Source organism: Paenibacillus sp. RC334 (assembly GCF_030034735.1).
In the GTDB taxonomy this organism is placed as follows: Bacteria; Bacillota; Bacilli; order Paenibacillales; family Paenibacillaceae; genus Paenibacillus; species Paenibacillus terrae_A.
Genome location: NZ_CP125370.1, coordinates 1141237 through 1154651, shown reverse-complemented (window position 1 = coordinate 1154651; position 13415 = coordinate 1141237). Strand labels below are relative to the sequence as shown.

The following is a 13415-nucleotide window of genomic DNA, read 5'->3' as shown; positions in this document are numbered from 1 at the left end:
TCTAAAGGTGCACTTCAATTGTTGTATTCCGAGTTTATTACTTTGTAACTTTTAACTGAATACTATCAGCTTTATAGACAACCTTCACTTTGTACTTGCTTGGCAATCCTGTGGTTTCAATAGAAGTAAATGCTCCATTTCGTTTACCATAAGTCATGATCGTGGCACCGTTAGCTGGTACATATTTGTTTGAAAAATTCAGACGCAATTTCCCATTAGGTATTGCAGTGCCTTTAATTTTGAGCAAATCATTTTTACTCTGAAGGTTGAGCTCAAGTGTGCCCTTGGCAGATTGTTTGTAATTGCCGCCGATGATCAGCTTGCCAGCAACATTTTCAGTGAGGGTACCCCCGTTGTTCGTAACATCCCCATTTCCGAAAGCCGTCTCCGAATTCCCCTCAAGTCTGCCTTGGTCGAGCTGTGTACCGCCGGAATACGTATTGTTGCCCAGCAGCTTCAACGTACCTGTTCCCTTTTTAGTCAGCTTTCCAACGCCGGAGATATTGTTGCGCCAGCGATCCAAAGCATTGAAACCGCCTTTGGAAGCGTCCATGGTCACGGTAACGTTATTGGCAAAAGCCCCAAAACCATCCGCCGCGGAAAAGAGATTAAGCCGTCCCCATCCCTCAGCATCATCCAGTACAGGATAGCCGGAAGGAAGACCTGTAGTAGCCAAAACCCAACGGCGTTGTGTGCTGTCCAGATAAGGCAGACGTGTTTCCAGCAGCACCTCAGCTCCCTTAGGCACCTTCATTGCAGTCGCGGTCGGGTTCATTGGACTAAACCCGTATGTCAATCGTTCAGTATAGCTTTTTTTATTGGCAGAGTAATTGCTGAACCGATCCGAGGCTGTACCCGTTTGCGTTAACAATGTACTGTGAGCATCCTGATAAGCTGCTTTCTTTAAACTGCTATTGGCCGGATCAGACAGGATGGCAGCCGCCGCCGCAGTTGCCATGACGCGCCCTCCCATAACATCAAATGGCGAATGCACACCGGCAACAATACGGTTGTTGCCCAGCTCCGAAGCTCGCGTCATCAATTCCTGATAACGTTCTGGTACGGCATAGGCCATCGCAAAAGCGCTGAGATACGCGGCATTGGTATGACCACTAGGAAAACCGCCATCCTTGCTCGGATCAGAATTTTGCGCGGGCAGCAGGGTCGGAACCACGACTGAATTATTGCTCCAGCGAAACGGACGAGGATAGCTAAAATAAGCCTTAGCCGAGCTCGTCGAAGAGTAATCACCACGCAAGGTATTGACTAAATTCACGATATTGCCTAAAGCGGAACTCGTACTGCCTGCATTGGTTCCGGCATCTTCATATTTTTTAGTCAAGGCATCTGCCGGAATGTCATTGATTGTTGTAGTTGCCCCTGCATTCTTTCGATATACATCGGTAAGCGAACCCAGACCATCGATCACACTGTAGCTCTGATTTCTGCGATCATCCAAATAAGCCGCATCTGCCTCACTGGAAGTACGGCGAGCAGCAATATCAATAACTTTTTGAATATTGGCGTCCAGTACGCTACTATTCAGCTTGGTACCTGTATCCCAGGTGGTGCCGGGAGTCCAAAGCTTATTAAATCCGGAAAGCAACCCGAGTGTCGGATTTGAACTTTCCGTCTTATTATCAGAATTATTATTTTTGTAATGATCTACGAAATATCCCCAAGACGGCTCTGGCGCAGTTACCGTTGTTGGCATTGTTGCCGCACTCGCATAACTTCCACCCAGGGAACCTATAAGTAAGGGTACAGATAATAAAGCAACTGATAACGGTTTCCTTAACAATTTCATTCTCAAATCATATCCTCTCTTGTGCTCTTCATGCGTTCTCTACAAAGCTATCACCTATACAACAAGTTGTATGATATAAAGAATCATATCTTAAGTTTGTTAAATGAAGAGCATGGTTTTGTTAAAAGAAAAAAGGGCACCCCCAGAGCCGCATATACGGACTCTTGAGACACCCTTGTTTAGTCTGTTATAGAAAAGCTGGTTTGAATTCCCATGCGACGTGTAGAAAATCCAACTAAATCAAGCAATTGCGAGTATGCAGCAGGATGGGAAAGAACCACCGAGTAAAGGCGGCCTTTATGCCCCTTTCAGCCATTTGCTGCAAACGGATCGCTTCCTATATCTTAAAATATACATACATAATCGGAGGTTGCCATGACTACTAAATCTGCTACAAAAAAAGAAGCGGGCCAATCGCTCCCTCTGCCGGGACCTCAAGCGAAGGGCACCGTTTTTGCGATTCTGATTGCCATCAGCTTCGTCCATCTGTTCAATGACTCGATTCAATCGGTCATTCCTGCGATCTTTCCGATCTTAAAAGAATCCATGAGCCTGAGCTACACGCAGATCGGCTGGATTTCATTCGCCATCAATTTTACAGCTTCGATCATGCAGCCAGTCATTGGCTTGTTTTCGGATAAGAGACCTACGCCCGCGATCCTTCCGATCGGCATGGGCTTTACGCTGACAGGCATGCTGCTGCTCGCCTATGCTGCCGATTATAAAGCAGTGCTCATCGCGGTCATCTTCGTGGGCCTGGGCTCGGCTGCCTTTCACCCGGAAGGCTCGCGGGTATCCCACATGGCGGCCGGACCTCGTCGGGGGCTGGCTCAGTCTATTTTCCAGGTTGGCGGCAATGCGGGCCAATCGCTGGCACCCATGCTTACGAGCTGGATTTTTATCCCGTTAGGGCAATTTGGCGCCATCTGGTTCACAGGTATTGCTGCGGCCGGGATTGTGGTCCAGTCGTTCATCGCCCGCTGGTATGGTAACGTCCTGCGCACGGAAGGCTATGCACGTAAAAAAGCGGCGGCACGCCAGATGAAGCCCGAAGTACGCAACCGTATTATGTTTGCCATGGTTGTTCTCATTCTGCTGGTATTCGTCCGTTCGTGGTATTCAACCTCGGTCGGAAGCTACTATTCGTTTTACCTGATGGAAGTGTTTAAAATGCCTCTGGCTGATGCACAACTGTACATTTTCCTGTTTCTCGGAGCTGGTGCGCTAGGCACCTTCTTTGGCGGTCCACTGGCAGACCGTTTTGGTAAACGCAACATGATTTTCCTGTCCATGGTATTGGCCGCGCCTCTCGCGCTATTGTTACCTTACGCCAACCAATTCTGGACGGCTATCCTGTTGCCGATTATCGGATTTATTATGCTGTCGAGCTTTTCGATTACGGTCGTATATGCTCAAATGCTCGTACCCGGCAAAATCGGAACCGTCTCCGGTCTGATCACGGGCCTCGCTTTTGGCCTTGGTGGGGTAGGTGCGCTTGTGCTCGGCAACTGGATCGACAAAGTAGGCATCACCAACATCATGTTCCTGTGCGGCTTTTTGCCGCTGCTCGGCATTTTGACGTTCCTGCTTCCTACAGATAAAACCCTGAACCGCTGGGCCGAAGAAAACGGAGCCGAAGTGTAACAGGCAAGCGTGTGGCGGCCATCCCGGCCGCTTCACACCTTTGTAATTGCCTAACCTGATTCCCCTAGCAAGCCAAGAAACATCCCCCTTATATCCCGAATCATCCAGTCAGCTCTCTTCTTCCACCAAACGCATCAAAATACGGCGCTTCCTGTATAGCATTTTACCCGCCTCAGCTACGTCACGAATAGCATTTCGATTTGCAATGGAGCCAAACAAAATGCCCGCAATCGGGACCATCTGGAGTAGCTTTTTCCATCCAAACTGATCGCGGTACGTATTAACGACTTCTCTCCATCCCTGCATCTGGGAAAAGACCTGCGCCTGGCGTGAAGGATCATCAAACAAGGCCAGTTCCTCCAGCACAGCCTTTTTGCCCACAATATCGGATGAAGCGAATTGCATACATTTAATGATAAATATACGTTCCTCCTTCTCATCAGGATTGAAGCCGTAGCACAACGCCATTTCCTGAAGTACCTTGAGCGACAAGCCGAGCAAAATAGGAATATCCGCCGCAATGGTAAACACACCGCCGATCCCCGTTGTTGCTCCCTGAGCGGTAGCAAAGGTGATGCGGCCTGATATCATATCGTCAGCGGTCTGATCCATGATCGTCAGGGGCAAATCAGCCGCCTGCTTCAATCCCCACGTCGGTTCAGAACTACTGTCCGAATCAACGTTCTCCCCATCATGAAGCCGATCCTGCGTATCAGAAGTGGAATCCGCGCCCTTTTGCCGAATCACGTGTTCACGGGCCGTCCTTTTCAGCTTATTCAGAACCGTTTCTTCTTTCACCAGATATTTACCACCGTTTTGAATAAAGCTTCCCAGCTCATTAAGCAGTTGCTCCAGCTTGTCCTTAATCATTTTGGGTGTCAGTCGATCCAGTAGCATAAAGGGCCATCTGCCGAGCTTTTCCCAGAAAAAAATATCCTTTTGCGCCTTCTCCCACGCCTCAATGGCTTTCAGCTCATGACGCAATAGATCCTGACTTTCACGATATTGTGCAGCCTGCTTCATAGAAGTACACGTCTCCTTTTAACCATGCTTGTTTATGTAATGGGTAATACGTAAGTGAGGAGAGTTCGGGTTTCTCTTTTTGTACATTTTTTAGTTCAACTGATAAAGTCAATGAGATGTTATAGTATGTTAAAAATACGTACGGATCGGAGTATAACCATGAATAAACCTACATGCACCTCACAGCCCTCCTCTACCACTGACGTAGAACTTGTACCTTACCATTGTGAGCATGATGCCATTTTACATACGTTTTATCTGCCTGAGGATCAGCAGCAGTTTACAGGAATGCCGGATGAAATGCTGGCACTGGCCAAGCAAGACCCGCACCGCCATCCTGTCGTTATTACAGCTGCCGGAAGACCGGTAGGCTTTTTCATTTTGTACGATGGAGATGAGTTAGCGGACTATACGAATACTTCCGAAGCTCTGTTGCTGCGTGCCTTCTCTATTCATTACTCAGATCAGGGACAAGGATACGCCAAAAAAGGGCTGCTTCTACTGCCCCCATATATCTCCGAGTATTTCCCACATATTCGTGAAGTCGTGCTGGGTGTCAACGCCCGTAATCTGCCTGCTCAAAGTCTGTATCTCAAATGCGGCTTTAAAGACGAGGGCGACACCAAGATGGGATCGCACGGCTTGCAGCATATTTTAAAAATGAGCCTGCATAGCTAACTCCTATGCCTCCTTTCTAACAAAAAAGCTCCCGGTACTAGCACCGGGAGCTTTTATCATTTTATTTCTCCTAACGAAAAGCTTAGCTTGTAATTGCCGTACTGCGTCAGTTCATCAAGCATGGTATTTAGCTCTTCCTGTGACGACATGCGCAAGCGCATCCAGTAACAGCCCTCCCCACTAACCCGATGAATCTCAACAATAGAGGGATGCTTCCGTGCGAATGCCTGGAAAGCACTATGAACGGTTCCCGAATTCAAAAACACCGTAATAAAGGCATGAATGGTCTGCCCCATTTTTTCAGGGTTCCAGCGTAGCGTATAGCCTTCGATGATGCCCGCATCCTGCATTTTTCGAACACGCGCTCCTACCGCTTGGCCCGTAAGATGAACAAGCAGACCAATCTCCTTGTGCGATAAAGAGCTGTCCTCAATCAGATGATGAAGAATGCGCAGATCAGTGTCATCGGGTACGAATAGTTCCATAGCCATTTTTCCTTTCATGATGAAACGAGAATTCTTGTTTTCCTTTCAGCAGGCCATAGCCTGTAGCTTCTTGCATCAGATATGATTGTAACAGAAACAAACAACTGCCGAACATATTCGGCTAAAAATTAATCTGTCCAACTAAAAGGAGCTTCCAAATATGAAAATCACACTGATCCGCAATGCAACCCTATGGCTGGAGTACGCCGGAGTAAAATTTCTGATTGACCCGATGCTGAGCGAGCCTGGCGTAAATCCGCCTATCCCGAATACGGAAAATGACCACCGTAATCCGCTGGTTCCCTTGCCGCCGCAATGGGAAACGCTTGGACAGCCTGACGTTGTTATCGTTACGCATTTGCACCCGGATCACTGGGACCCGGCAGCAGCGCAATGGCTGGACAAACAGCTCCCTGTCCTCTGCCAGCCCGGAAATGAAGATCAGATCGCCGCTGACGGTTTTACGCAGGTAACTCCAGTTTGGGTGGTTGGTTCTGTGGGAGAAATTGAGATCATCCGCACAACCGGGCATCATGGTACTGGGGAAATCGGCGAACAGATGGGCCCCGTATCGGGCTTTGTATTCCAGGCTCCGGGCGAGCCTGCTGTCTATTTGGCAGGGGACACAATCTGGTGCAGTGAAGTGGCAGAAGCTCTCGACAAGTACCATCCGGAGTGGACGATTGTGAATGCCGGAGGAGCGCGGTTCACAGTGGGTGATCCAATTACGATGACAGCGCAGGATGTGACGACGGTTGCGCAACACGCCCCTTATACACAAGTAGTGGCTGTCCATATGGAGGCGATCAATCATTGTCTGCTCACCCGAACTGAGCTATCCGAACATATATGCAACGAAGGACTGAGTGAGCGTGTGCATATTCCGGTAGATGGAGAAAGCTTATCTGATAAATAAGCTCCGCTAGCGTCAAAAACGAACCAACAAGGAACCTCCAGCATCCACATTTCAAGTGGGACTGGAGGTTCTTTCTGTACAATCCTGGAATATGAAGCTTAGGCTGATCTTTTGTTTTTGTTGTAAATATCGAAGGCTACCGCCAGCAGCAGCACCAAGCCCTTGATGCCTTGCTGCCAGTCAATGCCCAGACCGATCAGGGACATGCCGTTATTCAGTACGCCCATGACCAAACCACCGATAATCGCTCCGAAAACCGTCCCGATCCCGCCGGATGCCGAAGCCCCACCGATAAAGCAAGCAGCGATAGCATCCAGCTCAAAGTTCGTACCTGCTCTTGGTGTAGCCGCGTTCAGACGTGCAGCGAAGATCAGACCGGAAATGGCGGCCAGCACGCCCATGTTGACGAATACCCAGAACGTTACTTTTTTCGTTTTGACACCGGACAGACCCGCCGCCTTTTCATTTCCACCCAGCGCATACACATGTCGGCCCATAATCGTGCGGTTCATGACGAAGGAGTATACAACGATCAGAATGAACAGCAATACGAGAATGTTCGGAATCCCCGCATAGCTTGCGAGCATAAAGGTGAACAGGTTGATGACAGCAGCGACCACAATCAGCTTGAGTACAAACAGAGTCTGTGACGGAACCTCAAAGCCGTATTTAAGCTGGGAACGGCGTTCGCGAAGCTCGTTGACGATAAACCATACCGTGAGCGCGATGCCGACAATGACGGATACCAGGTTATAACCCGAGGAAGCAAAATCAGGCAGGAAGCCTGAACTGATTTTCTGAAAGCCACCCGGAAAAGGAGAGATGGATTGGCCTTCCAGTACGATCATGGTCAAGCCGCGAAAGAGCAGCATCCCCGCCAACGTCACGATAAACGCCGGAATCCGCACATAGGCGACCCAGAACCCTTGCCACGCGCCGATCAGCGCCCCGACTACCAAAGATGCAATGACGGCGATCCACGCCGGAAGCTGCCAATCCACCATCATGATGGCGGCCACTGCTCCGACAAAAGCGGCGATCGAGCCGACAGACAAATCAATATGCCCCGTGATGATGACCAGCACCATCCCGATGGCGAGCACGAGAATGTAGCTGTTTTGCAGAATCAGATTTGTAATATTAATCGGCTTCAACAGCAGGCCACCCGTCAGCACCTCGAACAAGATCATTATGACGACCAGCGCAATCATCATGCCATATTGGCGGATGTTATTTTTAAATAATTTAGTTATGGTTTCCATGCTTCACGCCTCCCGACTTGGTCATATATCTCATCAATGTTTCCTGCGACGCGTCCTCACGGCTAACCTCTCCCGTAATCCGCCCAGCGTTCATGACGTAAATTCGGTCACACAAGCCCAGTACCTCTGGCAGCTCGGACGAAATAACCAGCACACCCTTGCCTTCGGCGGCAAGTCGATGAATAATCGTATAAATTTCATATTTGGCACCCACATCAATGCCGCGCGTCGGCTCATCCAGAATCAGAATATCCGGCCCGGCAAAAATCCATTTGCTCAGTACCACCTTCTGCTGATTACCGCCGCTCAGATTGCCCATTTTCTGTAAAATGCTCGGCGCTTTGATGTTCATGCTCTTCTTCATATCCTCGGCAATGATCACTTCCTCCTGCTCATTGACGACAACGCCCTTCGTCAGCTTGTTCAGGCCGGTCAGCGAAATATTGCGCTTGATATCGTCCATTAGAATAAGGCCATACTCCTTGCGATCCTCGGTCACATAGGCAAAACCGTTGTTGATCGCGTCTGTTACCGTGTTGTTCTGGATCGGCTTGCCTTCCTTGATCAGTTGACCGGAAATATTGCGTCCATACGATTTGCCGAAAATACTCATCGCCAGCTCCGTCCGTCCCGCTCCCATCAGTCCGGCAATACCGACAATTTCACCACGCCGAATGTTGAGATTCACCTGATCCAGCACCTTGCGCTCCGCATGATGCTCGTGATACACCGTCCAATCCTTCACTTCCAAAATAACTTTGCCAATCTCCGCATGGCGCTCCGGGTAACGGCTGGTCAGATCACGTCCAACCATCCCGCTAATAATCCGGTCCTCTGTGACCTGATCTTTTTTCATATCCAGCGTCTCAATCGTCTTCCCGTCCCGCAAAATCGTGATTGAATCGGATACCTTGGCGACCTCATTCAGCTTGTGGGAGATCAGAATGCAGGAAATGCCCTGTCTTTTAAATTCCAGCATCAGATTAAGCAGGTTTTCGCTGTCGTCCTCATTCAACGCCGCTGTCGGCTCATCGAGAATGAGCAGCTTTACCTTTTTAGAGAGCGCTTTCGCAATTTCAACCAGTTGCTGCTTCCCGACCCCGATGTTCGTAACTAAGGTATTGGGATTTTCGCTCAGACCCACCTTGGACAGCAGCTCGCGGGTGCCGACAAAAGTCTCTTTCCAATCAATCACGCCGCCGCTGGCGCGTTCGTTGCCCAGATAAATATTTTCCGCAATCGAGAGATACGGGATCAGCGCCAGCTCCTGATGGATAATGACGATCCCTAATTCCTCGCTCTGCTTGATGTCCTTGAACTCGCAAGTTTTACCCTGGAAAACAATATCCCCTTCGTAGGTTCCATGCGGATATACACCACTCAGTACCTTCATCAGCGTCGATTTGCCCGCACCGTTCTCACCACACAGGGAATGGATCTCGCCTTCCTTGACCTTGAGGTTTACATTTTCCAACGCCTTCACGCCGGGAAAGGTCTTGGTAATTCCCTTCATTTCCAAAATGATTCCAGTCATGGGATACACTCCTTTCGGTTTGAATAGCCTGCTCTTATTTCAGTCCGATTTGCTCCTTGGTGTAATAATGGCTGCCAACAATATCCTTCTCGACATTCGTCCGATCTACCGAGATCGGATCAAGCAAATAAGCAGGAACTACCTTTATTCCGTTGTTATATGATTTGGCATCATTCACTTCCGCTTGCTTGCCCTGTAAAATGCTGTTGGCCATCACTACCGTTTGCTCAGCCAGCTTGCGGGTATCCTTGAACACGGTTTGCGTCTGCTCCCCGGCCACAATCGACTTGATCGAAGCCAACTCCGCATCCTGCCCCGTAATGATCGGCAACGGCTTGTTCGCTGATCCGTAGCCAACCCCTTTAAGGGATGAAATAATACCGATGCTAATCCCATCATACGGGGATAACACCGCGTCCAGATTCTCCCCCGAATAGTAGGCGCTCAGCAGATTATCCATTCGCGACTGGGCCAAAGCTCCATCCCACCGCAGCGTAGCGATCTGCGCCATCGTCATTTGCTTGCTGCGCACAACGAGTTTTCCGGAATCGATGTATGGCTTGAGGACGGACATCGCGCCGTTAAAGAAGAAATACGCGTTGTTGTCATCCGGCGAACCGCCGAACAGCTCTACATTGAAGGGGCCTTTGCCTTCCTTGAGTCCCAGCTTCTTCTCAATATAGGACGCCTGTAGCACGCCCACCTGAAAATTGTCGAAGGTCGCATAATACGTCAGATACGGCGTGTTCCGAATCAGTCGGTCATAGGAAATGACCTGAATCCCCCGGTCATGTGCCTTCTGGATCACATCCGTCAGTGTGTTCCCATCCACGGAAGCAACCACCATGACATTCACGCCCTTGGTAATCATATTTTCAATTTGGGCAATCTGGTTTTCCACCACGTCCTCGGCATACTGTAAATCCGTTTTATAGCCTTGCTCCTGAAACAGCCGGACCATATTCTCCCCGTCTCCTACCCAACGCTCGGACGATTTGGTCGGCATGGAAATGCCCACATAGCCTTTTTCCTTGCTGCCTGTTCCACTCTCCGCCAAATTACAGGCTGAAAGCATCAAGGCCAAAACCAGAAGCCAGACGACAACAGCTCCTTTTTTCATATGAAGCTCCCCTTTCCTCATGTGATGCGGGTCATTTAGCACTGATTAGAGTAGAAATTAGATAGCGCTTACAATAGAGTGGCGATGAACGCCTCTCCTTTTTTTATGTGCAACCACATGGTATCATTCCAAGCCGGGAAAGGTCTTTGCTGGTTTTGAACTTTTTTTATAAAATTTTAACCTTTGTGCGGGGGGGGGGGGATTATTATTAAACTTCTGTATTTGACAGAATGTCAAGCCAAATGGGCTTTATTATAAAAACACAAAATTCTTAGTCAGAAGATATTGAACATTCGTTCGTATTAAAGTAAAATTAAATTTACATCGTCAAATATTACGTACGTAACCAAGGAGAATGCTAATGAACTTTAGTTATAGTTTCCCTGCCCTTAGAGGTTTTCAAGCTGGGAGAGAATTTTACACAGTAATGTGTCCTTTACGATTAATTCCTAAGATTTTTTTATTTGATGAGGAAGAAATCCCAGCCGAGCATCGCGCTCAACGTCTTATGAATAAATCAAGAATTCCAGATATAACTAATTATATTCTTGAAAATCCTACAGACTACATATTCTCTTCCTTAACTGCCTCCGTTGATGGCGAGATGATTTTCCAGGAAAATTCCAACGAATTTAAAGATATTGGATATCTTACTATATCACTCGATTCTAAGTTCTTAATTAATGACGGACAACATCGACGGGCAGCAATTGAGGATGCGTTGAAAATCGCACCTGAGCTGGGTGACGAGACAATTTCCGTTGTTTTCTTCCAAGATTTAGGTCTCATTCGCTCTCAGCAAATGTTTTCGGATTTAAATCGGCATGCAGTCAACACAACTTCATCCATCGGAATTTTATATGATCATCGTGATCAGCTATCACTTATTACTAAAAGTCTCATTGCTGACATCCCTTTACTTGAACGTTATACTGACCGTGAAAGAGTATCTTTGTCTAAAAATTCGCCTAAATTATTCGCCTTAAATCATATCTTTAATACAAACTGCCGCCTCTTAGGCAAAGGTAAGGGCCAGATGATCTCAGAACAAGAAAAAGAATTTGTGAATCATTTCTGGCTTGTTCTCTGCGAGTCTATTACAGAATGGGAAGATGTATTAAATAAGAAGGTAACCCCTAGAGATCTGAGATCCAACTCAGTTATTGCTCACGGTGTTTTTTTAGAAGCAGTGGGTATTGTCGGACATTATCTTTACTTCCATCATACAGACGAATGGCAAGGATTTATTAAAAAGCTTAAACATGTTGACTGGAATCGTGACAATAAAAAGGATTGGCTAGGTCGCGCTTATGGACAAACCGGACGCATCAACAAAACAAATGAAACCATTCAATTAACAGCGAATCTTATTAAATTGAAGATTGGACTCCCATTAACAGAACAAGAACAAAAAATTGAAAATAAAATAAAGGAGGTTTCTCCTCTTGGAACTTAATATATTCAATACAGGAAGTAAATTTATAGAAGCTAAGGAACTCGTTAAAGAAGTTTATTTAGCTGATGAACGGCCTTGGGTAGTTGGATTTAGTGGAGGTAAAGATTCTACTGCTGTTGTACAACTAGTATTTCAAGCATTGAGTGAGCTTGATACTTCCTCTTTGAGTAAAAAAGTGTACGTAATCTCTTCAGACACCCAAGTGGAAACCCCACTTATTATCAATAAAATTACTAGAACGTTAGGACGAATCCAAAGCAAAGCTTTGGAATTAGGATTGCCTATTGAAACCCAAAAGGTTCGTCCTAAAGTAGAACAAACTTTCTGGTCCTCTATTATTGGAAAAGGATATCCAACTCCGCGCCAAAAGTTCAGATGGTGTACAGATCGTCTAAAGATTGATCCAGCAAATCGGTTTATTCTAGATAAAGTAGATCAATTTGGTGAAGTCATCATGCTTCTCGGTGTAAGGGATTCTGAAAGTTCAACTCGCGCAGCTGTTATGCAATCACATACCATTGAAGGTAAGAAATTAATGCGACATTCTACTTTACGTAATGCTTTTGTATTTGCGCCGATCCGCGCTTTCAGTCTCGATGATGTATGGGAATTTTTGTTGCAGTATGAGTCCCCTTGGGGAGATGATAATAATGAGTTGCTTCAATTGTATCAAGATTCGAGCAGTGAATGTCCTCTTGTAGTAGATAAACAAGTCAAAGAAAGCGCTGGTTCTTGCGGGAATAGCCGATTTGGCTGCTGGACTTGTACTGTTGTTAATGAAGATAAGGCTTTAAGTGGGTTTATTAATAGTGGCGTCGATTGGCTTCGTCCACTTTACGAATTCAGAAATTTTTTGGTAGAAATTAGAGAAGATCGTACACAGAGACAAAAGCATCGGATGAATGGTGAAGTATACTTAACTTCAAATTTAGACGGAATTTCTGATATTGAAAGTCACCCTAAGATCTATAAATCTGAAATAAAACAATATATTGAAAATAACAATATTAATTTAGCTACAGTTGAAGATCTCGATGTTATTGTAATAGATGATGATGAAAGCTATAAACGATTTGGTGTTGGCCCCTTCACTCTTAACGCTCGAGAGGAAATCTTAAGAAGGCTGCTTCGCACACAGAAGACCGTACGCAAGCTTCATGACCCCAATATTGAGCTGATCACCATTGAAGAACTTAAAGCTATTCGTAAGTATTGGCATGATGACTTGCAATGGGAAGATCGATTACCTCAAATCGTAAAGGATGAAACTGGTGAAGATTTTGATTGGCAACATGATGATCGCCCAGTTTTCAAGGAAGACCAGTTGACTGACCTTGAGACATTATGCCAAGAAGAAGGAGTTAACCTCAGCCTGCTCAAGCAATTAATCTCTGTTGAAAAAGATTATTCAGGCGTTAAAGTAAGAAGAGGTCTATTTCAATCATTCGATAAAACCCTTAAACAGGATTTCTTACATCTATAGAAGGTGG

Annotated in this window: 11 protein-coding genes; 5 read left to right on the top strand and 6 right to left on the bottom strand. The window is 46.8% G+C overall.

The features are described 5' to 3' along the window. Positions 1 to 37: 37 nt before the first annotated feature. On the bottom strand, positions 38 to 1807 hold the full coding sequence (locus QMK20_RS05440) for an acid phosphatase (protein ID WP_283654916.1): 1770 nt from the start codon (positions 1805 to 1807) through the stop codon (positions 38 to 40). Between the two features lie 375 nt (positions 1808 to 2182). On the opposite strand from QMK20_RS05440, the gene QMK20_RS05435 reads away from it, so the two are divergent. After that, positions 2183 to 3451, top strand: coding sequence for an MFS transporter (locus tag QMK20_RS05435; protein ID WP_044645276.1), 1269 nt, complete (start codon positions 2183 to 2185; stop codon positions 3449 to 3451). A 108-nt stretch (positions 3452 to 3559) separates the two neighbouring features. Here QMK20_RS05435 and QMK20_RS05430 read toward each other — a convergent pair whose 3' ends face one another. Then, positions 3560 to 4474 carry an EcsC family protein gene (locus tag QMK20_RS05430; protein ID WP_283654915.1) on the bottom strand — a complete coding sequence of 305 codons (915 nt, stop codon included), beginning with the start codon at positions 4472 to 4474 and terminating at the stop codon, positions 3560 to 3562. A 159-nt stretch (positions 4475 to 4633) separates the two neighbouring features. Here QMK20_RS05430 and QMK20_RS05425 point away from each other — a divergent pair, with 159 nt between their 5' ends. Next, the gene (locus tag QMK20_RS05425) at positions 4634 to 5152 is read left to right on the top strand and encodes a GNAT family N-acetyltransferase (RefSeq protein WP_283654914.1); all 519 of its coding nucleotides are present in this window, start codon (positions 4634 to 4636) and stop codon (positions 5150 to 5152) included. 56 nt (positions 5153 to 5208) lie between these two features. Here QMK20_RS05425 and QMK20_RS05420 read toward each other — a convergent pair whose 3' ends face one another. After that, complete coding sequence (locus QMK20_RS05420; RefSeq protein ID WP_283654913.1) at positions 5209 to 5637, bottom strand: Lrp/AsnC family transcriptional regulator; 429 nt, start codon at positions 5635 to 5637, stop codon at positions 5209 to 5211. Positions 5638 to 5797: 160 nt separating this feature from the next. Between QMK20_RS05420 and QMK20_RS05415 the strand changes: the two genes are divergently transcribed. Continuing rightward, positions 5798 to 6553: an MBL fold metallo-hydrolase gene (locus tag QMK20_RS05415; RefSeq protein WP_283654912.1), complete on the top strand. Its 756-nt coding sequence runs from the start codon at positions 5798 to 5800 to the stop codon at positions 6551 to 6553. A gap of 98 nt (positions 6554 to 6651) precedes the next feature. On the opposite strand, the gene mmsB is transcribed toward QMK20_RS05415, so the two are convergent. The 3 genes from mmsB to chvE are packed head-to-tail and all read right to left on the bottom strand — an operon-like array spanning position 6652 to position 10469. Further along, a complete protein-coding gene (gene mmsB / locus QMK20_RS05410) occupies positions 6652 to 7815 on the bottom strand; it encodes a multiple monosaccharide ABC transporter permease (RefSeq protein WP_283654911.1) in 1164 nt (387 codons plus the stop codon). Next, on the bottom strand, positions 7799 to 9349 hold the full coding sequence (gene mmsA, locus QMK20_RS05405) for a multiple monosaccharide ABC transporter ATP-binding protein (protein WP_283654910.1): 1551 nt from the start codon (positions 9347 to 9349) through the stop codon (positions 7799 to 7801). Before mmsA ends, mmsB begins: the two co-directional genes overlap by 17 nt. Before the next feature lie 34 nt (positions 9350 to 9383). After that, positions 9384 to 10469, bottom strand: a complete 1086-nt coding sequence (chvE, locus tag QMK20_RS05400; protein ID WP_134910875.1) for a multiple monosaccharide ABC transporter substrate-binding protein — start codon at positions 10467 to 10469, stop codon at positions 9384 to 9386. 361 nt (positions 10470 to 10830) lie between these two features. Between chvE and dndB the strand changes: the two genes are divergently transcribed. Both dndB and dndC read left to right on the top strand, forming a co-directional pair. Next, positions 10831 to 11925 carry a DNA sulfur modification protein DndB gene (gene dndB / locus QMK20_RS05395; RefSeq protein ID WP_349362249.1) on the top strand — a complete coding sequence of 365 codons (1095 nt, stop codon included), beginning with the start codon at positions 10831 to 10833 and terminating at the stop codon, positions 11923 to 11925. Continuing rightward, entirely contained in the window at positions 11915 to 13408 is a 1494-nt protein-coding gene (gene dndC, locus QMK20_RS05390) for a DNA phosphorothioation system sulfurtransferase DndC (protein WP_283654908.1), read from the top strand. The genes dndB and dndC overlap by 11 nt, the downstream gene beginning before the upstream one ends. Positions 13409 to 13415 lie beyond the last annotated feature (7 nt).